Source organism: Microvirga sp. GCM10011540 (assembly GCF_042650665.1).
Classification (GTDB): Bacteria; Pseudomonadota; Alphaproteobacteria; order Rhizobiales; family Beijerinckiaceae; genus Microvirga; species Microvirga lenta.
This window is the reverse complement of the sequence record NZ_JBHSBQ010000116.1, coordinates 1-23,897: the sequence shown is the minus strand read 5'-3', so window position 1 is coordinate 23,897 and position 23,897 is coordinate 1. Positions and strand designations below refer to the sequence as shown.

Below are 23,897 nucleotides of genomic sequence, written 5' to 3'. Positions count from 1 at the left end.
TGGTCATCGCGGTGGTCGTCGCGGTGACGGTGATGCTGCTCGCCGCCAATCCGCTCGCCAACTTCATCCACCACAACCCCACCGTCGTGATGCTGGCTCTCGGGTTCCTCCTGATGATCGGCATGACGCTGATCGCCGAAGGCTTCGGAGCTCATGTGCCCAAGGGCTACATCTATGCCGCGATGGCCTTCTCGGCCCTGATCGAGGGGCTCAACATGCTCTCAAGGCGGGCCACCCGGCGCAGCGCGGCAGGATCCCCTTCTCAGCCGAAGGACTGAGATCTTGCTCAAGGGGATGTGGCCGATCCAGTCCCTTGAGCTTCAGCTTGAACCCTCATGAAAGGAGCTACTGGATGGTTCGTCCGAAACGTGTCGCCCCTGCTCTCGCCTGCGCCCTCACCCTGTCTGCAACCGTTGCCTTGGGCCAGAGCAACAATGCCTATCGCAGTACAGATGTCGTTGCCGGCAAGCCGCACCGTCTGGGGGTTTACGGTAACGTACAGAAGGATTGTACGTCGGGGCCGTTGCCGACTGTCCGTGTGGTGACCCCGCCCAAGCATGGCGAACTGAACGTGCGAAGCGGGAAGCTTAAGGCCGGACGGATCTCCCGCTGCCCAAAACTGGAGGCGACGGCGCAAGGGATCTTCTACACGGCCAGTCCTACCTACAAAGGGGTTGACGAGGTCAGCTACGAGGTCAAATCCGCTAGCGGCAAGGTGGAAAACCACACCGTTAGGATTACCGTGAAGGACGCGCTGACTCCGGATGCCAACCCGGATCAGGACGCCGAGCTATGATAGGTACCATGCTTGGCTGAGATGAGCGGGCTGTTCTCGTTAGACGTGCTGGTCGCGCTCGGCGTCAGCGCCAGCGCCGGACTGGCTACGGTGCTGGGCAGCCTGTTCGTGCTGCGAATGGACAGGACGAACTCGCATCACCTCGCGATTGCGCTTGCCTTCGCGGGTGGTGCGATGGTCTACGTCTCGCTCGTCGAGATCTTTCCCAAGTCGGCAGCGTCGCTGGGTGAGGTTCACGGCGCCAAAGCCGGTTATACCTGGACCACGCTGGCGTTCTTTTGCGGTATTGGCCTGCTCGTTCTTCTGGACCGCTTCGTTCCAAATCCCCATCCCGACGTGGCCGCAACGTCCCAGCGTGACAAGGCGGCGATCGCCCGCATGAGCCTGCTCACCGCGGTGGCCATCACAGCCCATAATCTCCCGGAGGGGCTCGCAACATTCTTCGCCACCCTAGATGATCCTGCCGTTGGAGCATCACTTGCCGTCGCGATTGCGCTCCACAACATCCCTGAAGGGGTCTCCGTCGCTGTTCCGGTTTACTACGCGACCGGAAGCCGCTCGAAGGCTGTTCTCGCGTCGCTGGGTTCCGGTCTCGCCGAGCCGCTCGGTGCCATCCTCGGCTACATTGTCTTGGCGCCGTTCATGTCTCCGGCCACCCTAGGGGTGGTGTTCGGGATCCTGTCTGGGACAATGGTGTTTCTGGCTCTGGAGGAGCTACTGCCCGCGGCCAAACGCTATGCCCAGGGCCGTGAGACGGCCTACGGCATGGTGGCCGGCATGGCGGTTGTGGCCCTTAGCCTGGTCCTGTTGCGGTGAGCGCCTGATCCGATCCTGCTTAGCGAGCTTGCGGCGCAGGGCGACGGATATGGGGGCACCCACTATGCGGACAGGGAGATTCCCACGGCAAAGGATGGGCTCCTCAACTGGCTCCGCTGCGCCAGTTGCGATCTGGTTTGCCTTGCCTGAAGATCAGATCTCGATGTTCACAAACATTAGCTGCCAGCCGGTCCTTCGTGTCCAGCGACGGAACCAGCTGGCACGGCAGCCTCGGACCAGGGTTTCTGCGAGGTAACACCAAGTGAGGCCGCACCACGATCCTACCTGGAAATATGACGCTTTGACTACCCGCCGAATGGCGGATTTCATCGCTGCTGGGCGCGCTACCGATCTCCGGTGAGAGGGGGCTGATGGCTGCATCGAATGCTCTCTGTACCTGCGATCTCTGGTCGTTGCGCGCCCTTGTGGGCTTTCGGCAGTAAGGCCAAGCCCTTCCAGAGCCGGGTAGCAGGGCTTGCTCCAGGCCGATCACCACCCACTCCGGATAATGCAAGTGCGAACAGCAAACAGATCGCCATGGTGGTGATCAGCGGCTAGATGTTGCAGCCGAGGATAGCACCACAGCCGGAGGGACAAGCGCACCAAAGGCCGTCTGGAGACTGTTCGCCAAGCTGGCCGTAGCGCCGCAATGCTGCTCGACAAAACCAGAACATACCCCAGACCAAGGAATAATTCGGCCCGAGCAGAGTTGCCGGTGCAAGAATTCTATGGCGGCGATCGATTCCAGACACTGTCACCACAATCTAGTCGTCCGCTTACCCACGCGATTGCGATTTGTGGTTCATTGCAGGCGCACCATATGCTCCACGTGAACCAGCCGGCTCCGTCGCGATGATGCTCCATTCCGATACGCGCCGAACAGAGACACCAATCTACTGGGGGCCTGATGACTCTTCCCGAAGCCGTTGTCGTTCTTGAGCAGGCAGCCTTGTCCTATCCCTCGCCGGAGGGTGAAGTCCCCGTTCTCAATGGGATCGACCTTCAGGTCCGTGCTGGAGAGATTCTTGCTGTGACCGGGCCTTCCGGCTCGGGCAAGTCCTCCCTGATCGCGATCATGGGTGGCCTCGAGCAGGTCACCGGAGGCCGTGCTTTCGTGAAGGGAACGGACCTGGGGAAGGCCGGCGAGGCCGAGCGCACGCGCCTTCGGCGCGATTTCATCGGGGTGGTGTTCCAGGCCTATCATCTCGTGCCGGCAATGACGGCGCTCGAGAATGTGGCATTGCCGCTGGTCCTCGCCCGGGCACCCGATGCCCATGAGCGGGCAGCGTCCATGCTGGAGGCAATGGGTCTGCGCCACCGAAAGGGCCATCGTCCGGCCGCTCTTTCCGGCGGCGAGCAGCAGCGTGTTGCGATTGCCCGCGCCTTCGTGTCCCGCCCGCGCCTGATCCTGGCTGACGAGCCGACCGGGAATCTGGACCAGAAAACAGGTGAGAGCATCATCTCGGCCATGTTCGAGATGGCGCGCGCGTCCGGGACGGCCCTCGTCCTCGTCACGCACGATGCAAGTCTGGCGGAGGCGTGCGACCGCAGGATCGAGATCGAGGCTGGCCGTATCCGCAGGGACAGCGGAATGCTCGTTGCACAGAAAGACAGGGGAGCCCTCCATGCTGGCCTTTCGGCTCGCGCGAACTGAGTTCGCGGCTGGCATGGCCGGCCTTCACCTCTTCATCGCCTGCATCGCCATCGGCACCCTGATGCTGAGTGCGGTCTGGATGCTCGGAAGCGCATTGTCCGGGGCTTTCGACGTGAACGGGCGCCTGATCATGGGCGGAGACGCGGAAATCGAGGACCTTTCTGCTCCCCTGCCCCCGGAAACCGTCCATGCCCTGTCACGGCTCGGCGTCCTTTCCCATGTGACGGACATGCGCTCCGCAGCCCGCATGGGCGATCAAGCCACTCCCATCGAGCTTCGCGCCGTCGACCGGGCCTACCCCCTCTACGGGCAGATCCGGACCGACGGAGCATCCCTGCCGGATGCTCTTGCGCATTCCCGCGATACGCATGGAGCGCTGGTCCAGGGAGTGCTTCTCAGCCGGTTGGGCGCTTCCCTCGGCGAGAGGGTTAACATCGGAAATATCGAGGTGGAGATCCGCGGGGTCATCGCGGCCGAGCCCGATCGCCTGGGTGCGGGCGGCTTCATGGTCGGCCCCAGGGTCATCGTCTCCCGGGAAGCGCTTGAGGCTTCAGGTCTTCTCACTCAGGGATCCCTTGCCGAGCACCGCTACCGGATCCGCTTCGACGAGGGCGTCACGCCTGTGGAGTTTCGCACGCAGGTTCAGCAGTTGGCATCCATCGAGGGAGACCTGCGCTTTCCCGACGATGCCGCCGGGCGCATCCGCCGCATCGTCGAACGGACATCGACCTTCCTCGGCATTACCGGCGCGGTGGCCCTTGCCATTGCCCTATCGGGCGCATGGGCAGCGGCGGCAGCCTGGGTCGGGAAGCGCTCGCGCACGATTGCCCTTTATCGCCTCTCCGGCGCTGAACCTCACCTGGTCGCAGGGCAGCATGGACTGATCCTGGGAGCTTCGGCCCTCCTGGGCGCCGCCATCGGAACAGTGGCAGCGGGCGTGCTGGTGGTCTATGCGGCGGGCTTCATGACGGAGATGCTTCCGATCCCGGTAACGGTACCCGTCCTGGCCCCAGCGGCGCTGCTTGCGGCGGGAACGATGCTCCTTGGCGTTGCGGGCGCCGCCATCCCGGCCGTCATGGGAGCCTCCCGCATCTCCGCCGGATCGGCAATGCGCGCCGGTGAGAGCGCCCCAAGGCCAGGGCCTGTATCCATGATGGCCGGAATTGGCCTGATTGCGGCTGCAGCAAGCCTGGCAATCCTCCGCCTGCCGGCGACGAGCATCGCGCTGAAGGCCGCCCTTTGGCTGACCGCCTCCGCGGCGGTGCTGGCCGTGGGGGGCTGGGCGCTCGCGTGGATCGTAGCCCGGTTCCGGCCGAAGGGCTTTGCGGCAGCCAGCGTCGTGCGCTCGCTGTCCGATCCCAAAGTCTCAGCGGCCAAGGCGCTTGCGATCGGGATCGGCATTGCCGGGATCACGGTGGTGGCTTCCCTGCAGGCGTCCATCAGCAGCGTCATGCGTTCGGAACTGGCGCGGGAACTCCCGGATCTTGCGCTTCTCGACCTTCGCAGCGCACAGTTGCCGCAGATCCGGCAGGCCGTGCAGGCATCTCCAGGCCTGAGGAGCCTCGATGCCCATCCTCACCTGCGAACGATCATCAGGAGCGTCAACGGAACACCTGCTCCGGAAGCGCTGGTCAATCCTCGCCGTTCGAGGATGGTGAACGGCGATATCGGCCTGTCGTGGACTCAGGATCCCATTGAGGGAAACCTCCTCGCTGGCCAGTGGTGGGCACCTGACTACAAGGGGCCTATGCTCCTCTCTATCGAGGAGGATGTGGCGGATGCCTTCGGCATCGGGCCCGGGGACAGGATGACGCTGTCGGTCATGGGGCGGGAGATCGAGGGAGAGGTGGCAAACGTTCGTGAGGAGAAGGACCGGGACCTCGGCATCAACTTCCTGCTCGTCGCCTCACCCGATCCCCTGCGCCACGCTCCGCACACCTGGGTTGGGACGCTCAAGGGCGAGGACGGAGCCCTGGCCTCCTTCATGCGTGACGTCAGCGCCTCGGCTCTGAACGTCACGGCTGTCGACATCCGTCAGATCGTCCGGGAAATCTCAGGTGCTGTTCGAGGCGCGATGCTGGGCATTTTCGCCGTGGCCGGCATCCTGCTGGCGGTGGGGGCCTTATCCCTGTCGGCGGTGGTAGCCGCGGATACGGATGCGAGGGCCCGCGAGGCCCTCGTGTTCTCCCTGGTGGGGGCATCACGCCGGGAGGTGGCAATGGCGCGGCTGATGGAGATTGCAGCCGTGGGCATCCTTGCCGCCGCAGTTGGAGGAACGGCTGGCCTGATCGGCGGCTGGTGGCTGACAACGGAAGCGATGCACATCCCATGGGAGCCGGGGCTGCTTCCGTTCGCTCTCCCTCTGGTTCTTGGCATTCTCGCTGCGGGAGCGGCAGGAGTGTTCGCCGGCACGGGCTCCCTGCCCCGCGGGCGTGGGGAGATCGCGCGACGATTGAGCGCCTGATCTCCGCCTGTGGGCTGGGTTTAGTGCCGGTGGGGATGCGGGTGCTGCTGGTAGTGCTGGCGGAGCAGGTCCTTGCCATAATCGTTGCCGTTCGGGGTGCGCACCACGCTATGAATGTGCTGGCGCGTGGGCTTTCCCCGCTCCACGCCCGGCAGAGCGATGGGCGGCTGATGGTCGAACTCGATGAGGATGACCGGACTCTGGACCCGATAGTAGAAGACGCTGTCGTCCGCCGTCTCCCCGATCCAGGCGAAGTGCGTGGCATCGAGATGCTGGCGCACCTCGTCCATCTTGACCCTGGCATGGCCGTCGCGCAGGTTCCCGACATGCTCCTGGATCAGGTCCAGTAGAGCGTCCCTCTGGGCGGGCGACAGGTCCGCTGCACGGATGCCGACATAGTCGAGGACCACGTTGTCCTTGAACGCCTCCGCCACATTGTTCTGGCCCTGCTTGGCGGTGCGGATCGCCGCCTTCTTCCGCTGCTCCGTGTCGAGCGCCTTGATGAGGGCGAGGCCCTTGGCCTGCTCGCGCTGGAGCACGGCGGTGCCCTTGTACTTGCCGGCGGTCGCGACGACCGGCTCCGAGCCCATGAAGGTCGGGGTCATGACCACCTGATCGCCCATGACGAAGTAGTTGATGATGAGGTGATGCCCGTCGATCTGCCAGCCCCAGGGCTCGGTCGCATGCGGCTCCTCCATCATCGTAATCCAGTACTTTCCCTCACCATACTCGTCGAAGTTGTTGCCGTTGAGTTCCCCGAGCGTGTGGTTCAGGCGCATGATGTCCTGCGTCTGCTGGAGACCCTTGGCACTCAATGACGATCGCAGCAGATCGATGGCCGCTTGGCGCTGCGTCTCGCTCATCTCGGCGAAGCCGACACCCTGTCGCACGTAGAAGTGCTGGTTCATCCACTTGCGCCACTCGTCATCCTCGACCGGGAACAGGGTCTTGAAGCGCTGGACAGGGGAGAGGGAGTCCAGGAACGCGCTTGCGGCCTGCCGCACCGGCTCAGTGGAGACGCCGGTCGAGCGGATGGCGAACAGGTCCGGCATGATCTGGCCATTCCTGGTGATACCCTTGAAAGGCTCCGCCAGCCCCCGGGTCTCGGCATCCTGCGACATGCGCCGGACCCGCTCGGCTCTGTCGGATGCCGGCCCTTGAGATTGAGCGAAGGGGCTTCCCATCGAGGAAAAGATCATGAGAAGCCCGACCAGAGCAGGCTTAGTCACATGGCGGGATGCAAGCGGGCGCTTCATGAGCTCTCAGTCCCTGACCTCTGCCTGAATGGTGATGCATCGCAGTAATGCGCGCGAATAAACATCTGTGAATGTTCATTGGCCTCCAAGCTACCCCTAGCTTCACCGACCTTCCTCAATTATGGCCTGTGCCTGATCACCTCGGCCTAATATGCTCCAATCCGTGCCGGGCTCTTTGGAACTCCTTTGTGTTGGTAGAGACAAGGGTGCAACGGGTGCTCGGATTTGGCGCACCGTAGAGACTCGTCTGGGTCATGCAATGAAATTCCTGGCTCCTTTGGGTCGTCTAGTTGCGTGAGGATTGCTGTACTCGGGCTAACATCCTAGATGCACCAACAGCCGAAGCCGACGTCGATTGCGAATTCTAGCAAGGAGTGGGCGAAGCGGACTTGCTTCAGGCTCCTCACGCCTGCTCAGAACGTACGTCCGCACTGTCCCCGAGGGGACGTGATCTGATTTCCATCCGAACTCCAAGAAGTGTCAGCCCAGGCTGAAGGCTTCGTTGATGGCGCTCTTCACGCCGCCCCCCATCTGAGGACCTCCGCCGGCCACGTAGATCGCGTCACCAATCGCGACTGCTCCCATGCCATGACGAGGCGTTAGCATCGGCGCGTAGGACTCCCAGGTATTCCGGACGGGATCGTAGGCTTCGGTCTGCCCGTAGACCCGGTTCGTCCCCTCCCCACCCATCACGAAAATCCGGTCGCGATACCAGACAGTGCCATGTCCCGACCGGGCAGTGGGGATCGGGGCGCGGGGGGTCCATTCGTCCGTGTTGGGATTGTAGGTATGGTGCAGGTTCGAGTTAGTGTGGAAGCTGTCCACTCTTCCAGCGATAAGGTGGATGACGCCGTTCACCGCGACGACCCCGGTATGGTCGCGTCCCAACGGCATCGGTTGGCGGCGGCTGTAGCGGTCCTCTGCCGGGTTGTAGACAAGATTCCAATCGATGGAGCGGCGGTTGTCGGTGCCGATGGCGCCGCCAATCAGATGAATCTTGTCCCCGAGGGCAACGCACGCGATGGCACCGCAGGCCTCCGGCAAGCGCCGGAGCGTGTGCCAGCGCTCCCCGTCGAAGGCGAATCCGCCATCATGCGGATTGCGGTTTTGCTCCGTGAAGCCTCCGAATGCGTAGAGCCGGTCGCCAAGGGCTGCCACGCCGACGTGGTTGGCTCCACGTGGCAATTGCGGAAGCTCCTCCCAGCGATCGGAACCGGGGTCGTAGGCGTGGTGGTAGGGCTTGTCGACCTGCTGCTCCGCATAGCCGCCGACAAGGTGAACACGCCCGCGATACTCGGCTGCCCAGGCCATCTCGGTCCTGGGCAGGGGTAATGGCGCGCGCGGCTGCCACTGTCCCTGCCGTGGGGCGGGAGGTGCCGGACTTTCGGTGACCGCATGTTGTCGATGGAGCTCGGGCAGATCGATCCGGCCCGGAGCATTGAGACGCTCAAACTGGCCGGAATGGTGCTCATGCTGTGCGAAGGCCGAGGTCGCGACGACACCCAAGCCCCCAGCGATGAGCGAACGACGGTTGATCATCATGATCGTCCCATTTTCCAGTTCGGCAGAGCTCATGCTGAGTGAACCGTGACATCGCTGCAAGCCAAAACGGGCTGTCACCCCTCACGATGCGGTGATGGCGGCAGATCGGCGCGGCGTCAGTCCGGCCTAGTCGCATCTTCCCGCCGATTGGAGCAAGAGATGCTCTGGTGACACTGCCGCGGTTGAAGAAGCAACTGCATGCGGCGCTTCCTCGGCTGCCCCGGGAGCAGCGCGAGGCCGTCCTGCTCATCGGCGTCGAGGGCACAGCCTACGAGGAGGCGGCCGAGGTGCTCGGCGTGAAGGTCGGGATGATCAAGAGCCGCGTGAACCGGGCCCGGACCCGCCTCGCGGAACTCCTGGGTCTATCAGGGGCGATGGCATCGCCGCCGACCGCGGACCGTGAGCGAGGACGGAAACGGCCGCTACCATGGCGTCAGCCGTTTAGCCGCTGACCGTTCCTGCTGCCGGGCATACTATCCAGAATATTGGCTGGGTTCTGTGGTGCGGGGATTGCTAGTCCACGAACTCGCAGCCGAGGCGTTCGAGAGCCTTGTCCACCCATGAACGGTCGACGGCTCCGGCTTCGGTCGCTTCCATCTGGTGGTTCTCCGTCTCGTTCTTTGCCTTCGCTGCGGCATAGACGGTTTTGGCCAGATCCTGCGGGACAGCGACGATGCCGTCCCAGTCGCCGAGGATGAGATCCCCCGGCTCGACGATCATGCCATCGATGGAGATGGGGAACCCGATCTCACCTGGTCCGTCACGGTAGGGGTCGCGATGGGTCACCCCGGCGGCGAACACTGGGAGATTGCGCTCAATGAAGGCTTGGCTGTCGCGGATCGCCCCGTCGAGTACGAAACCTGCCACGCCCCGCCTGATCGCGTGCGCCAGCATCAGTTCTCCCATAAGGGAGTTTGTCAGGTCGCCTCCGGCATCCACGATGATGACATCGCCGGGAGCCGCCATGTCGATGGCCTTGTGAAGCATCAGGTTGTCGCCGGGCGTGTCCTGACCGTGAGGGCTGGGCCAGCGAGAGGACCGCCGCGGTGCATCGGTCGGATCCGCGACCCTGCGGCGCTGATACGCGACATGGAATCGCTGACGTTGGCTACCGGGATCGAGAGGAACTTGTCGATAGTTTCCGGTCCGACCTTCCGCGTGTTGTTGCGTATCCTGAAACCGATCGTCATCGTCACACCCCCAAGGTTGGCGCTGCTGCTTTTGCCCGAATTCAACCTTCCGCCGCGTCTCCGCGCACCACGCCCGAGGCGACCAATTGGGCGTACTGGGCGTCGTCGATCCCGATCTCCGCTAGCAGGGATCGGCTGTGTTCGCCGAGCTTGGGAGCAGGTGTCCGGATCGCTCCTGGAGTGCCCCCGAGCCGAGGAACGACGTGATGCATCGGCAGGGTGCCCATGTCCGGGTCGGGGTAGTCGGAAACGACCTCGCGCTCGATGAAGTGCGGATCCTCGACGATTTGTGAGGTGTCGTAGATCGGTCCGATCGTGACCTCGGCTGCCTCAAAAAAGGCGACGTTCTCCGCCTGCGTCCGCTCGGCGATAAAGGCGCCGATAATCGCATCCAGCTCCTCGGCGTTCCTGACCCGGTCGGCGTTCGTCCTGAACTTGGGGTTGTCGACGAGGTCGGGCCGACCGATAGAGCGGAACAGGCGCTCGGCCATCTTCTGGATCGATGCCGAGAGGCTGACGTACCTTCCGTCCTTGCAGCGGTAGGCGTTGCGCGGGGCCGAGTTCGTAGAGCGGCTCCCAGTCCGCGGCTTCACCCTGCCCGTAAGTCGGTAGTTTGCGGACTGGGGGCCGAGGATGGAGAAGAGCGGGTCGAGCAGGGGAAGGTCGATGACCTGACCCTTTCCGCCTTTCAGCTCTACCTCCCGAAAGGCGATCATGGCGGCCGAGGCACCGTAGATGCCTGCGATGCCATCAGCCAGGTACATAGGGGGAAGGACGGGTTCCCGGTCCTCGAAGCCGTTGATGGCAGCGAAGCCGGAGATACCCTCGACCACGGTGCCGAAGCCGGGCCGCTGGCTGTAGGGACCATCCTGGCCCCAGCCTGAGATCCGTATGATCACGAGCTTCGGGTTGATCTCCAGCAGCCTATCGGGGCCAAGTCCCATCTTCTCGAGTACGCCCGGGCGGAAGCTTTCGATGAACATGTCTGAGGACGGGACGAGCGCCCTGACGATATCGGTCGCCTGCGGGTTCCTCAGGTCGAGGCAGAGGCTCTTCTTGTTGCGGGCGTAGATCTTCCAGTGCGTGCTCACGCCCTCGGTCTTCCATCCCCGAAGCGTGTCGCCCTCGGGTGGTTCGACCTTGATCACATCAGCGCCGAAGTCGCCAAGCATCTGCGTGAGGACATTGCCCGCGAAGAGACGCGACAGGTCGAGGACCCTGACGCCGTCCAAGGTTCCGCGCACCTCGGGGCGGTAGTCACTCTGGTGGAGTTTAGATGCGGCCATGTCAGCGGACCTCCCCGGATCGGGCGGGATCGAATTGCTCTGCGAGGGCGACGATAGAACGCGCGCTGACGAGAAACGGCTCGTCGATCATCTGCCCGTCGACCACGAAAGCCCCTACTCCCTTGGCTGCGGCCTCTTCCGCTGCCGCCAGGATGCGGCGGGCCTTCTCGATTTCGGCCGGACGCGGCATGAAGCACTCGTTGGCGATCGGAACCTGGGTGGGATGGATGCAGCTCTTGCCAGCGAACCCGAGGCTGCGGGCTTCCTCGCATTCCTCGCGGTACCGCTCGGGCTTTGCCACCACGGCGTAGGCGCCGTCATAGGCCGGAATCCTGGCCTCAGCGGCCGCCAAGCGGATGGCGAGGCGTACATGGCTCAAGGCGGAGGCGTTCGATCTGTCGATGCCGCAGGGTTCGAACAGATCTGCGTAGCCGATCTGGAGGCCGACGACGCGCGGGTCCGCCGTCGCGATCTCGGCGGCGAGGCGCAGCCCCTTGGGGGTCTCGATGTTGGCGAGAATGCCAATGGGGTACTCCACGCCCACCTCGGACTCGATCCGCGCAAGGGCACGGACAGCCTCACGGACCTCGTCTCCGCTCTCCACCATCGGCAGATTGAGCATGTCGAGACCGGACCCGACGATCACCCTGAGGTCGTCCTCGAAAAGGCCACTCGACAGGCCGTTCGAGCGGACGACCACCACTTTCCCGTCATTCGTCGGCCGGCTCCGCAGGAAGGCCCCGACTGTGGCGCGCGCTTCGGCCTTGCGGTCCTTCGCGACCGCGTCCTCGAGGTCGAACGATAGCGCGTCGGCGGCGGATGCAGCCGCCTTGGCGAAGAGTTCCGGACGGGAGCCGGGAACAAAAAGCTTGCTACGCATCGGACGTCGCATGTGATGCTCCCCGGTGTCAGAGATTGCCGGGCGGGCACCTTTGATGCCCGCCCGGCCGTCAGGTGGCATTCGTCACTTCAGGAGACCGAGATCCGCCAATCCGGTCTTCATCATGTTTTCCTGTTCCTTCAGGAAGGCAGCGTACCCATCGGGACCCTCGTAGGAGCCGATCCAGCCGTACCGCGCGAGGGTATCTTTCCACGCCTTGGTTTCAACCATCTTCGCGATCGCGTCGACCAGTTCCTTCTTCTCGGCATCGGAAGCTTTCTTGCTGCCCATCAGCCCACGCCACGTGCCGTAGGCGACATCGACGCCTTGTTCCTTCAGGGTCGGCACGTCAAGACCGGGAAGACGCTCGGCAGAGGTGATTGCCAATGCGCGGAGCTTGCCGGACTCGACCTGGGACGCGAACTCGGGAATGCCGCCGACACCCACGGTGACATGGCCACCGATGATGGAAGCGATCTGCTCCCCGCCGCCGGCATAGTTGATCGCATTGGTCTTCCTCGCGTCGCCAGAGACCGCCTTCATGATCTGCCCGGCGATGAGGTGGTCGATGCCCCCTGCCGAGCCGACTGCCCAGGTGACGCTGGACGGGTTGGCCTTGATCTTGGCCGTCAGGTCCGCCAGCGACTTGATGTCGGAATTCGCCGGGACCACCAGCATGCTGAACTCCTTCAGCAGCAGCGCGACGGGCTCGGCATCGTTCAGGGTGACGGGCGGCTTGTTCGAGAGGATGGCACCGACCGTGGTCGCACCGATCGTCAGGAGGGTGGGGCCTCTCTTCTGGCCCGATACGAGCTGGGCGAGGCCAATGGTGCCACCGGCACCGGGAACGTTCAGGACTTGGATGCCGGAAGCAAGGCCGGCCTCACCCAACGCTGCCTGGACGGCGCGGGAGGTCTGGTCGAAGCCGCTGCCGGGGTTGGCCGGGGCGATGATCTCGAGACTCTTGATCTCGGCGCTGGCGGGTGCTGCTGCGGCCAAGGCCAGAGCGGCGACGGCTAAAAGGGCAGTTCGGCGGCGAAAGAGCATCATGGTTTCCTCTCTCTATGGTGGCCGAGGCCTTTCGTGCGGGCCTCTTTCCTGCCGGACCAAGTCGACGTGATCCAGCCCGGCCAGAATACGCGTCCTAGACACGATGGGAAAAGCTGGCTTTTCCCACCTTCAGAAGATAGATTTTCCACCTTATGGATACCGAGTTCCTCAGGACCTTCGTGGTCGTCGTCGAGGGTGGATCGATCGCCGAAGCCGCCCGCCGCCTCAGCCTCACCCCTGCCTCGGTGGCATTGCGGATCCGCACGCTGGAGAAGGAGTTCGGAACCCGCCTTCTTGCCCGGTCCGGACGTACCGTAATGCCGACGGAAGCGGGGCGCTCGCTGACGGAGCTGGGCCGCACTCTCCTGCACGACGTCGCCAACCTGAAGTCTGCGCTCACGACCGAGACCGCTGCAGGAGAGCTGCGGATTGGTGCGGTGCCGACCGCCATCACGGGGTTGATGCCGAGGATCCTGACAACCGTTCAGACATCCCATCCCGGGCTGGAGATCCAGATCGTGCCGGGGCAATCCGCCGAGCTCCATTCCAAGGTGCTGAACGGCGAGGTCGACGGCGCAATCCTCATCGAACCCTACTTCCCCATGCCGAAGTCCTGCGGGTGGGCGGTGCTGCGGGAGGAACCGTTGCAGGTGATCGCCCCCTCGTGGATGCTCGGCCGGGATGCCCATAGCGTCCTGGCCACCGAACCGTACATCCGCTACGGGCACGGCGTATGGGGCGGCCGCCTGGTCGAGAACTACCTGAACCGTGTCGGCATCAGGCCGCGCGAGCGCTTCGTGCTTTCCACTCTAGATGCCATTGCGGTCATGGTGGACCGCGGTCTCGGGGTGTCGCTCGTACCGGACTGGTCTCCGCCTTGGCCGGAAGGGCTGTCTCTGGCGAGGCTGGCCCTTCCGCTGCCGACCGAGCCGAGGCGGATCGGCCTGCTCTGGTTGAAGGGATCGGCAAGGAGTCGATTGCTCCGGGTGTTCCTCGAGAAGGCCGCTGCATCCCTTCGCTGAGGCACGTCCGTTAAGGTGCGTTATCAAACAGGCACAGCCCCATCGACCATGCGAAGTTTACCGCGACGATTAGTGACTCGACGAGGAGGGCTGGATTGGGTCAGGAACTGAGATTTCCTGCGTTTTCGAAACGTCCAGTTCGATGAGGATTGCTGCCGTCGAACTTAGGTGTCATGACATCGAATGTCTTCTCAGGGTCGACCAAAGCTCTTGAGCGAAGTCTCGCGAAGATCCCAATCCCGCTCAATTGCGGAAGTAAGGTCAAGGTCGGCCTAGTGCCAGAAGCTGAGATTTTTCATCTGCAGAAGACCTCGCGACGCAGCCTCTATAGTCTCATCCGTAAATAGTCAATCGCCACAGCAGAAGGGTAACAGCCAGTGCAAGAATGCTCGAGACACATTTCCAGAATACGACAGGATTACGTTGAGCCAACGGCGTGCGAGCCATCTTCAGGAGGGTCGGATTGGGCTTTCTCAGATCAAATGTGAATTCCGAGATCGCATTGTACCGCCTCATGGGGTTCGGATGCACGGCTTTGCGCAGCGCCTGATCCATCCAGTCAGGCACCTGTGGGTTGATCTCTGAAGCTGGAATGTAATGCAGCCGGTTTTGCTGTGCTCTGCTGCGTGTCTTTGGAACCTCGGAGCCATAAGGAAGCTGCCCGGTAAGCATCTGGTAAACAATCACACCAAACAAAACAGATCGGACCGCCAGGTACCTCTCTCTCCCACAAAATACTCGGGAGCCGCATACTGGTGTTGTCACGTTAACGCGCATCGGGCGCATCGAGGCAAATTCGGCCGCATGACAGTTTCAAGCGGCGACATTCGCCGCGACTTTGCACGCTGCCATGGCGTTGACGCGGTGAAGGTGGGGAGCGCGGGCAGAGCGGCGCGAGCAGGGTGGAACGAAATGGTTGCGGACGGCAGAGAACACGTTGACGAACCTCTGCAGCCCTCTGGCAGATCGAAAGCCCTGCCTCGCCCGTTCTCGCTGACGGAACGGCAGATGCGAATTCTCCGCCCTGTTATTCAGTCCTTTGTGCGAGCGGTGCTCGACGTCTGGCATGACTTGGCGCCGGGCGGCCGCGTAGGAGCCGAGCTTGTCGGTGATCATGCGCCGGGGTGGGCAGCCCTGTTTCTTCAAGAGGCGGGACAGTAAGCGTTTGGCAGCCTTGGTGTCGCGCCGGCTCTGGACGATTTCATCGAGCACATAGCCGTCCTGATCAACCGCCCGCCAGAGCCAATGCTTCTTGCCAGAGATCGTGACCACGACCTCGTCGAGATGCCAGATGTCGCGACGGTTTGGTCTCTTGCGCCTGAGGCGGCGCGCGTATGCCGGTTCAAACTTCAGCGCCCAGCGGCGGACGGTCTCGTAGGAGACGAGGATGCCGCGCTCAAGTAGCATCTCCTCCACGAGCCGCAGGCTCAGAGGAAACCGGAAGTACAGCCAAACGGCATGGGCGATGATCTCGGGCGGGAACCGATGGCGCTTGTAGCTGATGGGATGGATCATGCCGTGGCTCTTAAGCCATAAGCCGCTGACCAAAAGTTACCGTGACATCACCCTCGCCGCCCTCTGGCCGCGCAGCCGGAACCCTCGACGCGACGGCGGGTTCCCCATGATGCCAGGCTTGTGGTGTCGGGAGCAAGCGACCGCCGCGCAGGCGGCCGGTGCAATTTCCTCGAAGTGAAGGGGGGGACAATGATCAGGTGGGACTACGACAGGCACGAGATCCTGGCCGACGGCATTGTCCATCTGCTTGGGGTTGCCGGCGGGATGGTCGCCGTGGTCGTCATGTTGGTTCTCGCCGCGCCTGCCGTCGGCCCCTGGGAGCTGACGTCAGTGGCGGTCTATGGCTGTGGCCTGGTTGCCGTGCTCGTCATCTCTGCCCTCTACAATCTCTGGCCGGTGTCCCCGGTCAAGTGGATCCTGCGGCGGTTTGATCATTCGGCCATCTATCTCCTGATCGCGGGGACCTACACGCCGTTCATCACACAGATGTGGAACGACATCACGGCCATCGTCCTGCTGGCCGGCGTGTGGACGGGCTCCGTGGCCGGGATGGCTCTGAAGCTGTACCTGCCGGGCCGGTTTGATCGGCTGGCGATCCTGCTCTACCTGCTCCTCGGCTGGAGCGGTGTCATGGCATACGAGGCCGTATTCGACGCCCTGCCCGGCTCGACCCTCACTCTCCTCGCGGCGGGTGGCCTCCTCTACACGGTGGGCGTGGTTTTCCACGTGTGGGAGGGCCTGCGCTTCCAGAATGCGATCTGGCATGCTTTCGTGCTGGTGGCGGCGGCCTGCCACTATGGAGCGGTGCTGGACTGCCTGGTGCTGGCGCGGGCGTGATCCGTGGCATTCGACCTGGCTACCAGGCCTCCTGGAGCGGGACGGGGTGAACATCGGGAGACGACATGGATACGGCCGGACTGGGCGGGTGGCGGCCTGCGCCATGCCCCCTTCGGGCGCCGGCCCCTGTCAGGCCATCTAGGCGGTGTCGGCCCGTCCCGGCCGTTCAACGGAGGTGCGGCAGCACGTCCGTGACCAGCCGAGCCAGCCGGCGCTGTCGCTTGATCTCGTCGGGCTCCACCGCCCGCGCCGCCGCCGCCATTTCGTCCCAAGTCATGACGCCGCTCCGGGTCTGCCGCTGACCCCGCTCGTCTCTGAATTCGTACGTCTCCCGCTCGATCATGGAGTGAACGTGCATCACCGCTGCCGCCATACCCGCGGCGGCGGCCTGCTGATGCGCAGTCGCGATCGCGGTCTTGACGGACTCCTCGGACTGGCCGGTGTGCATGAGCGTCGCCAGGCTCGCCCACATCAGCGCGGCCTCGTTGGTCCGGTATCTGCGGATGAAGGCATCCTCGCGGAGATCGACCGAGTCCTGCCGCTGCCGGTGCGCATCGACCGCCCATGTACGCCATGCGTGCGCGTCGCCCGTCGCGGCCTTGGGAAGGTTGAGGAAGCCACGAGGGCTGATCACCGTGAAGGCGGCGAGCCGCTTCCGCCAATCTGGCTCTGCCAGCTTCGACAGCGTATCGCCGAACGCGATCGCAAAGGCGTTCCGGTACGCCTGCGCCTCGGCGAGAAGCCTCCGCTTGGCTGCGTCCTTGCGCTGCGCGACTTCAAAAACGGCAGTGAAGGCCTCAACGTCGTCCGGCTCTGGCGGAAACGGCACCGGCATGTCGCTCGACGGCTGGTCGTCGTCGAGGAGCAGCTTTACGAGCATCAGCCCGGCTACCGCGATCAGGATCTGACGAAGCCGGTCCTTCACGAGCTTGTTACCGAGAAGTTTCAAGATTCTGCCGGGTAGATCCTTGGTTTGATTTTTTAGCCAATCCTCAATCTTCCGCTTGAGCAGGCGACGCCAAGCGAGGCGAACGACAGCGATCCCCTTGATCTCGCCGCTCACCTTGAAGGCGAGACCTCCGATCGTGAGGGGGAAGCCGGGCGTGGTCGCGCTGCCTTCGAGCTCAAAGGGCTCGAGCGGGTTGAGCTTGGTTTTCGGCGTCAGCGTCAAGCTCTTACCGGTCTTGATGTCACGCTTGAACCGGAGTTCCGGCTTCTCGTCCCATTCGCCCTCGAAATCGACTCCGAGGACATCGCTGAGCTTGACTTCCACCTCTTGGCTGAATTTTCCGTTCTTCCATTGCGCCTTGAGCACAGCCCGTTCGGCCTCGGTCCCCTCGAACGCGACCGTGAGCGTGGCCTCGACCCAGGCGTATATCTCGAACTTCTCGAAGCTCTTGAGCCGGCGCTCGGCCGTCTTGAGCTCGACCTCACCGAGGGTTTCCAGAAGCCGGGGCGCCGGCTTGGTTGGATCGGTCGGCGTGGGCGTCGTCGTGGACGGATCCGGCTGCGGGTCCGGTCTGTTGGGCACGGGGATCACGACCGGATCGGGCGGGCCGGGCGGGTCCGGCGGAAGGGTCAGGCCACAACGATCGCGGAGACCCTGGCGAAGGTCCGCCCGCGACTTGCGTGAAAGCCGATAATCGAAATCCGCGAAAAGGTCTCCGCCGGCGGAAAGCCTTCTGAGCAGCGCGCACGCTGAGGGCCCGGTCGGAACTTCGTCGAACACGCGACGAAGCGCTGCCAGCGCCGCCGCATTCGCGGCGCGTCGGTTTCCTCGATCGGCTGCCAGAGCAGGTCGAGGATCCGGTTCCCCAGATCGTCCGCCACCACGGCGCGCGGAATCCGGTTGCCTGGTCCCATCGCCTCCTGGTCGGTCGTCGCCCATGGCGAGCCGGTGAGCTCGCCCAACATCGGGTCGAAGGGGAACGGGTTCGCCTCGAGCAGCAGCGCGACCGTGGGCGGGAGTTCGTCTGGCAACGACGGATCAAACTCCTGATCGAGGAGGCGCGACAACTCGTTCAGACGGAGCGATACCACTCGGCTTCCTCCTCAGTCTCGCTTTCACGTCGCCAGCCCACATCCGTGTCCCGAATCCACTTGGCGGGATCCGACGTGTCGGGCTCGCTCGTGTTCTCGACTGCCATCTCGTCCGCGAACTCCATCCCATCGTCGAGGTAGATCTCGGTCACGTCCTCAAGGCCGTCCCCGAACCATTCGAGCGCCTCGGTCGACCGCTCGGCCGCACGAACGCCGGTCGCGATGGAGCCGAAGACCACCCGCTGGATCGATCCGTCCGCAGCGAGATCGAGCTTCGCGTATCCGGGATCGACGCTGAGGCCTCCGCGGTCTCGCTCGGGCTTCGTCTCCGACCGCCGCTTGAAATTGCCGCGAGGTCCGGCGCTCGTCGTGTTGACGAAGAGCGGCCCCGACGCGCCATGTGGCAGGTTGGACACCCGGGGCGCCTTCGCTCCCGCGACCTGCGCCTCCAGGAGACCGCGGACCATGAGTTCGCCAGCCACGGCCGGACCGTCCCTCCCAGGGGCACGATAAACCACGTACAAACCGTTCCGATGGATGTGGCCCGAGAACACCGCCCTCACGTCGGGCCGGCCGGCCACCGCTTCGATGAACCATCTCTGCCCGGCGAACGAGCCATAGTCGGGCACCATCCCCGCAGCCCCGCTTTTCGGCCTGACCGCGAAGAACGGATGCCCCAGCCACGGCTCGACCCGACCGTCCGGATACCGGGTGGCGAAATTGGTGGGTCCGCGCGCCCGGGCGACATCGGCCACCGGCTTGCCGTCGCGGTGGGTTACGTATGTCACTCGCCCGGCCACCAGATGCGGATCGAGCCAGTCCGGGTATGGTCCGATCGGCGGCGAGTGGATCCCGATGATTTTTGGACCTTGCGCTTCGAGGAAGGTGGTGACGAGCGTCTTCTGCAGGTCGGTGAGACAGCGTCGCGCCTTAGGACCGGGTTCGGAGGCGGTGGACGCCTGCCATGGCAGATATGGAAACTCCTGACCGCCCTGCAGGATCGGAAAGAGCACGTCCTCGTCCTCCGCCCAGTCGAGCATCATGAGGTGCTGTCCGCTCGGGAGCGGGACGCTGTAGTCGAGGAACGGGTTGATGGCGAGCAGGTACCACTCGACCGACTTCACTATCGTCTCAGTCGGCAGGTGCGGCTTGTCGAGCGTGCTCCTGTCGAGGAGGATGTCGCCGACCGCGGACCTGAGTTTCCAGCCGATCTTGACCCACTTCGCGGTCCACCCAAGCCCACGCCGCACGATCGTGACGAGGTCGCGCCAGGGATCCTTCTCGGGGAGGCTCTCCCCCTCCAGCCGATAGGAAAGGTTGCGGTCGTGGCCGGGACCGTGCGCCGCCTGGAGCAGCGTCTTCAATTCGTCCTTCGTGTACGAGAGATGGTCGTGAAAATACACCTTCGGGTTCGGCGCGCCCGCGATCGCGAATGGCGGATACGGGTTGATCCGCCAGTCGTGATTACCGAGGCTGGTGTAGGCGGGAATTCGATAGGCGTCGCCGGAGGCGAGCAGGTCCAGGAAGTAGAACCAGTTCCGGTCGACGTGATAGAAACTGTCTGACCCCATGTTCTCAAGCGCCGCCCGACCCCAGTAGCCGCGCCCGAAGTCAATCAGGTCGCCGGTGAGGAGGACGATGTCGCTGTCCTTCGCGGCCGCGGAGTAGCATGCCGCTGCGCTGGTATTCCAGTTGTTGAAGCGAACCTGCTTTCCGTTCGCTGCCAACCGCCGCTCATACGTGTCGGCCCGCCCCTCGATGTGCAAGTCCGTGAGATGCCCGATCCGGAGCCGCGCCTGTCCGGGTTTCCGGATGCAGACCGGATGCAGAATCTCCGACCGCACGACCGCCTGAGCCTCTCCCTCCGGCGGATGAAGTGGGCGGTACTGAAACTCGTATTCCTGCCGGAAGTATCCCTTGAAGCGCTGCCACGCCGGATCGAGGTCGGCGCGGCGGCCGGGCACGAACTTGTCGAGGAGGAGCGCCATCTCATCGGACGGTGCGTTCTCTTCGAGCGCACGATTGTTCCAGAAGAGATGGAACATCCCGGTGCCGAGCGCCGCCGAGGCCTGCTCGCTGACGCGGATCTCGTGAAGGAACTGGAGGCCTTGGCTTCGGTAAAACGTCGTCACTGCGGCAGCCAGGTTACCGACCGCGGTGTTGGTGCCTTCCCGGTCCCCTCCCCAGCCGATCAACTCGCCGAGCACGTCCTTCGGCTGGAAGTGCAGCAGTCCCGGAGAGCCGGCGTCGTTCCGCACCTCGATGTCCTGCAACCGGAACGAGCCTTCAGCGCCCTCGGCGATGTGGCGTCTGCCGCGGTCCTTCCACCTCACGTACCGGAGATGCTTCGCCACGTCCTCCTCCCCCAGTTGATCTGGTTGCCAGCCGCCCAAGCCAGCTGTGGGGAGTCTAGGCATTTTTGCTAGAGGTCGAGCCCCGAGACCGCACCGTCGCAGGCCACGAGGGCAATCCTGATCCCAGCGCGTCTGACGAGCGGTCGGCTCCGCCAGGTCTCCGCGAGCTTGCGGAAGACAGGCGTGTCCGGCACGGCCGCGACCACGATGTCGTCGGCGGAGACCTCGAACAGAAGTGCTTGGCCGAGGGCCGCCGTGAGGAGCGGATACTCCGGGCTGCCGGGCTTTCGGATGAGCGGGCCCTTCTTGCATTCGGCCACGATGCGGCGGCCGTCGACCGTGGCGACCACGTCGCCTTCGCCGGGCCGCGAGTGCACACGAATGGTCTTGTTGCCGCGCCGGTAAGAGCCGGTCCAGGCGTTCCGACCAACCTGCGGCTCCTTAATCTGCTCCCATCCGGTGCCGGCCATGAAGCGCCCGATGTCGAAGATGACAGCGTCACCGACCTTGATGCTCGCCCCATCGATCGCGACGCTGGCCATCGCTCCCGAGCCGGACAGCGACAGGATGAATTCGGCCAGCCGCAGGGCCACTTCGGCCTCCGGCATGCGGTCGGCCGATAGACCGAGGTCCGGCAGACTTCTCGCCGGATGCAAGGACCCGCTCATTCCCCTCGACCTTTCAGGAGGGCATCCCTGACGAAATACCAGACCTCACGGCTCTGGCCGACGAGCAGGCCAGGCCGCTGATCCGAGGGCCGGTACTCCGATCCATCAAGGCGGGCGACGTGGCCTCCGGCTTCGGTAACAAGCAGCGCGCCAGGGGCATGATCCCAGGGCAGGAGACGCCAGAACATCAGGAAGTTTTGGGTGCCCTTGACGATCGACGGATAGTCCGCGCCGGCACACTTGGCTCCTGGCAGCACCTCCGCGAAGTTAGCCGAACCTACCCTCACCTGCTCCTTGAGCTCATCCGGCAGGAACCGTGTGAGCACGGAGCCCCGGCATTCGCGGGTAGATAGGAGTGCCGTCGACGCACGGACCTGAACGCCGTCGATGAACGCCCCGTCACCGCGGGAAGCTACAGACAGCTTTCCGCTGGCTGGGTCGAGGAGCCATGAGGCCACCGTTTGACCATCGCGCAGGAGCGCGACCATGACGGAGAAGGAAGACGAGCCGGCCACGAAATTGGCGGTCCCGTCGAGCGGATCGACCAGCCAGACGCAGCCTTCGTCGAGACCGTTCATCAGCGACGGATCCGTGGCGACAGCTTCCTCTCCGACGACACGGGAGCCGGGCAGGAGCGCCGCCAGCCTGGGACTGATGATTTGCTCGGCCTCACGGTCTGCGACTGTCACCACCTCGCCGGGGGTCTTCTCCTCGACGTCGCCTGCCAACAGCGTCTGGTAACGCGGCAAGATGGCCTCGGCAGCAGCTTGGCGCATGATCGTCGCCACCTCGTCCGTCACGTCTGAGCGCATCAAGCTCCCCTCCTTGGTATCGTCATCTTGGCGAACCTCTAGCCGATTGCGACCGAAACTGTCAGGCCGGGTCCGGCGAAAGGACGGTCCTCAGCGCCGTGCTGTCCATGCCCGACGCTCCACCGGTCGGGCCAATGCAGCGTCTCCAGCCCCGTCGCGGAAGCGGCTGCAAACGAGGTCCATCGTCCCCCGCCGGAAGGACGATACAGGACACCGCCCGGGCCCATTTCTGGGTTTATGGCGAAATAGACGTCGAAATCCTGGCCGGCCGGAAGGTCGGGGCCGATCCAGTAATGCGGGCTGCGCCCCGGCTCGCGTCCCATGATCAGGGTCAGGGTTTGCCGTGGCCCCTGCAAGCCGATCCAAACCGGGGCGATGCTTCCAGGCGAGAAGGCGGAAAGCAGGGTCTGCGCCGAGCTGACGACGTCGGCTGCTGTGCGACCCCGGAAGCGGAACTCAATCCTGCTGCCCGACTGCAGTCGTCCGGTGACAGATGCGAGAGCCTCACCCCTGGCAAGTTCCCGCCAGCGTTCGTCCGAGAACGAGGTCATCGGCCATTCGAGGCGCTCACGTGCGACCCCGTCGGTGTCGAGGACCTGATAGCGCAGTCCCTCGTCGTCGAGAGCCGCCTGAACGCAGTGGAGATACTCGAGGCCCTCAGGCATCCGATGGGCCGTCCCCGCTCCTGCCGTGCAGATTTGCAGCACCCCCCGATGGACTTGCACATCGAAGGCCAGGATGTGACTGCAGACATAAGCGAGCACGTCCGCCTCCACCAAGATCTCCCAGAACCGGCTGGCGTGCTCGGGACCGATCTCGCGCTGGTACGGGCCCGAGAACCCGTTGACCGGGTAAACCGGATGGTGGCCCAGAACCAGTTTGTGCCGGGCGTCGGCATGCTGACGGAGGATGCTCTCTAGCCACTCGGTCTCGACGTGCCCCTCCCCTCCCAATCCGGTCCAGAGGGTATGGACGAAGACCAGCAGGAGGTCGCCGCGGCGGACCCAATAGGACAGCCCCTCCTGACCAGGCGGCCCGTTCCTGGGCAGGTCGAGTACCTCCCGGAACACATCCTCGCTCATGGTGTCGTAAGTCGTGTGGTTCCCGGTGGTGTGCCAAAGGGGAATCGTCTGGCGATCAAGCCAGCTCATCTCGTGGTCAAGCCAGTACCGCCATTGGGCCCTCAGTGCGTCAGCATCGGCCGTGAGGCCGATGATCTCGTCGCCTGGGAAGAGGATGAACTCGGGCTGCGGCCACAGGCGCCGGATCACCGCGTTGACGGAGGCGAACGTCTTCTCATGCTGGGCACCGGGCACGCCGGAGCAGGCGTCGCCGTAGAGCACGAACTGGTGGCCTGGCGTACGCGGCAGGAGAGCCGGGATTTCGTCTTGTTGCATTTCGGCTTAGGTCCGGGGAGCAGAAGCCAAGACATGCCTTACGCTTCATGATTTGAGAACCGCCGCTACGACATAAGGTGCCATGCCCCACCGGAGGATCCCGCCCGTGTGCAATCTCTACTCCAGCTACACCACCCAAGAGGCCATGCGCCGGGCCTTTGAGGTCGCCCGCGACAGCGCCGGCAACGGGCTCTGATGAGGTGGACGCCCCCCAACGGCCTCAGTGTGCCAAAGTGGAGGTGTTGAACTGCACCACTTGAGGGAGGCGTCCATGGGAGAGGTTAGCACAATCGGGTTGGATCTGGCGAAGAGCGTATT

Annotated in this window: 20 protein-coding genes and 2 pseudogenes; 8 read left to right on the top strand and 14 right to left on the bottom strand. The window is 64.0% G+C overall.

Features of this window, described 5'->3' with window-relative positions:
• From ACFOYU_RS17035 to ACFOYU_RS17015, 5 genes and pseudogenes are all read left to right on the top strand, one after another.
• A pseudogene (locus ACFOYU_RS17035) lies at nt 1-278 on the top strand (TerC family protein); the annotation flags it as partial.
• A gap of 74 nt (nt 279-352) precedes the next feature.
• Nucleotides 353-796, top strand: a complete 444-nt coding sequence (locus ACFOYU_RS17030; RefSeq protein WP_377034523.1) for a 4-aminobutyrate aminotransferase — start codon at nt 353-355, stop codon at nt 794-796.
• 21 nt (nt 797-817) lie between these two features.
• A complete protein-coding gene (gene zupT, locus ACFOYU_RS17025; RefSeq protein ID WP_377034525.1) occupies nt 818-1,612 on the top strand; it encodes a zinc transporter ZupT in 795 nt (264 codons plus the stop codon).
• 907 nt (nt 1,613-2,519) lie between these two features.
• Nucleotides 2,520-3,266, top strand: coding sequence for an ABC transporter ATP-binding protein (locus ACFOYU_RS17020; protein ID WP_377034522.1), 747 nt, complete (start codon nt 2,520-2,522; stop codon nt 3,264-3,266).
• Nucleotides 3,238-5,730: an ABC transporter permease gene (locus tag ACFOYU_RS17015; RefSeq protein WP_377034521.1), complete on the top strand. Its 2,493-nt coding sequence runs from the start codon at nt 3,238-3,240 to the stop codon at nt 5,728-5,730. The genes ACFOYU_RS17020 and ACFOYU_RS17015 overlap by 29 nt, the downstream gene beginning before the upstream one ends.
• Before the next feature lie 20 nt (nt 5,731-5,750).
• On the opposite strand, the gene ACFOYU_RS17010 is transcribed toward ACFOYU_RS17015, so the two are convergent.
• Both ACFOYU_RS17010 and ACFOYU_RS17005 read right to left on the bottom strand, forming a co-directional pair.
• Complete coding sequence (locus tag ACFOYU_RS17010) at nt 5,751-6,986, bottom strand: DUF3500 domain-containing protein (RefSeq protein WP_377034520.1); 1,236 nt, start codon at nt 6,984-6,986, stop codon at nt 5,751-5,753.
• Between the two features lie 480 nt (nt 6,987-7,466).
• The gene (locus tag ACFOYU_RS17005) at nt 7,467-8,528 is read right to left on the bottom strand and encodes a Kelch repeat-containing protein (protein ID WP_377034519.1); all 1,062 of its coding nucleotides are present in this window, start codon (nt 8,526-8,528) and stop codon (nt 7,467-7,469) included.
• Nucleotides 8,529-8,695: 167 nt separating this feature from the next.
• On the opposite strand from ACFOYU_RS17005, the gene ACFOYU_RS17000 reads away from it, so the two are divergent.
• Nucleotides 8,696-8,980, top strand: coding sequence for a sigma factor-like helix-turn-helix DNA-binding protein (locus ACFOYU_RS17000; protein ID WP_377034518.1), 285 nt, complete (start codon nt 8,696-8,698; stop codon nt 8,978-8,980).
• A 61-nt stretch (nt 8,981-9,041) separates the two neighbouring features.
• On the opposite strand, the pseudogene ACFOYU_RS16995 reads toward ACFOYU_RS17000, so the two are convergent.
• The 4 genes and pseudogenes from ACFOYU_RS16995 to ACFOYU_RS16980 form a co-directional block, all read right to left on the bottom strand.
• Nucleotides 9,042-9,718: pseudogene (locus tag ACFOYU_RS16995) on the bottom strand (RraA family protein).
• 41 nt (nt 9,719-9,759) lie between these two features.
• Nucleotides 9,760-11,004: a CaiB/BaiF CoA transferase family protein gene (locus tag ACFOYU_RS16990; protein ID WP_377034517.1), complete on the bottom strand. Its 1,245-nt coding sequence runs from the start codon at nt 11,002-11,004 to the stop codon at nt 9,760-9,762.
• Between the two features lies 1 nt (nt 11,005).
• On the bottom strand, nt 11,006-11,884 hold the full coding sequence (locus ACFOYU_RS16985; RefSeq protein WP_377034516.1) for an HpcH/HpaI aldolase/citrate lyase family protein: 879 nt from the start codon (nt 11,882-11,884) through the stop codon (nt 11,006-11,008).
• An 84-nt stretch (nt 11,885-11,968) separates the two neighbouring features.
• Entirely contained in the window at nt 11,969-12,934 is a 966-nt protein-coding gene (locus ACFOYU_RS16980) for a Bug family tripartite tricarboxylate transporter substrate binding protein (protein WP_377034515.1), read from the bottom strand.
• Between the two features lie 152 nt (nt 12,935-13,086).
• Between ACFOYU_RS16980 and ACFOYU_RS16975 the strand changes: the two genes are divergently transcribed.
• Nucleotides 13,087-13,956: a LysR substrate-binding domain-containing protein gene (locus ACFOYU_RS16975; RefSeq protein WP_377034514.1), complete on the top strand. Its 870-nt coding sequence runs from the start codon at nt 13,087-13,089 to the stop codon at nt 13,954-13,956.
• Nucleotides 13,957-14,289: 333 nt separating this feature from the next.
• Here the strand turns inward: ACFOYU_RS16975 and ACFOYU_RS16970 are convergent, their stop codons facing one another.
• Together ACFOYU_RS16970 and ACFOYU_RS16965 are read right to left on the bottom strand one after the other, a co-directional pair.
• A complete protein-coding gene (locus ACFOYU_RS16970) occupies nt 14,290-14,742 on the bottom strand; it encodes a hypothetical protein (RefSeq protein ID WP_377034513.1) in 453 nt (150 codons plus the stop codon).
• Between the two features lie 27 nt (nt 14,743-14,769).
• Entirely contained in the window at nt 14,770-15,471 is a 702-nt protein-coding gene (locus ACFOYU_RS16965; RefSeq protein WP_377034512.1) for an IS6 family transposase, read from the bottom strand.
• Nucleotides 15,472-15,660: 189 nt separating this feature from the next.
• Between ACFOYU_RS16965 and ACFOYU_RS16960 the strand changes: the two genes are divergently transcribed.
• Complete coding sequence (locus ACFOYU_RS16960) at nt 15,661-16,308, top strand: hemolysin III family protein (RefSeq protein WP_377034511.1); 648 nt, start codon at nt 15,661-15,663, stop codon at nt 16,306-16,308.
• 166 nt (nt 16,309-16,474) lie between these two features.
• Here ACFOYU_RS16960 and ACFOYU_RS16955 read toward each other — a convergent pair whose 3' ends face one another.
• The 6 genes from ACFOYU_RS16955 to ACFOYU_RS16930 form a co-directional block, all read right to left on the bottom strand.
• Complete coding sequence (locus ACFOYU_RS16955) at nt 16,475-17,848, bottom strand: hypothetical protein (RefSeq protein WP_377034510.1); 1,374 nt, start codon at nt 17,846-17,848, stop codon at nt 16,475-16,477.
• A gap of 38 nt (nt 17,849-17,886) precedes the next feature.
• Nucleotides 17,887-18,324, bottom strand: a complete 438-nt coding sequence (locus ACFOYU_RS16950; RefSeq protein ID WP_377034509.1) for a hypothetical protein — start codon at nt 18,322-18,324, stop codon at nt 17,887-17,889.
• A gap of 5 nt (nt 18,325-18,329) precedes the next feature.
• Nucleotides 18,330-20,702 carry a metallophosphoesterase gene (locus ACFOYU_RS16945; RefSeq protein ID WP_377034508.1) on the bottom strand — a complete coding sequence of 791 codons (2,373 nt, stop codon included), beginning with the start codon at nt 20,700-20,702 and terminating at the stop codon, nt 18,330-18,332.
• 68 nt (nt 20,703-20,770) lie between these two features.
• Nucleotides 20,771-21,370, bottom strand: coding sequence for a hypothetical protein (locus ACFOYU_RS16940; protein WP_377034507.1), 600 nt, complete (start codon nt 21,368-21,370; stop codon nt 20,771-20,773).
• Complete coding sequence (locus ACFOYU_RS16935; RefSeq protein ID WP_377034524.1) at nt 21,367-22,182, bottom strand: inositol monophosphatase family protein; 816 nt, start codon at nt 22,180-22,182, stop codon at nt 21,367-21,369. The genes ACFOYU_RS16940 and ACFOYU_RS16935 overlap by 4 nt, the downstream gene beginning before the upstream one ends.
• Nucleotides 22,183-22,220: 38 nt before the next feature.
• Nucleotides 22,221-23,579 (bottom strand): metallophosphoesterase family protein, encoded by a 1,359-nt coding sequence (locus ACFOYU_RS16930; RefSeq protein ID WP_377034506.1) that lies wholly within the window; start codon nt 23,577-23,579, stop codon nt 22,221-22,223.
• Nucleotides 23,580-23,897 lie beyond the last annotated feature (318 nt).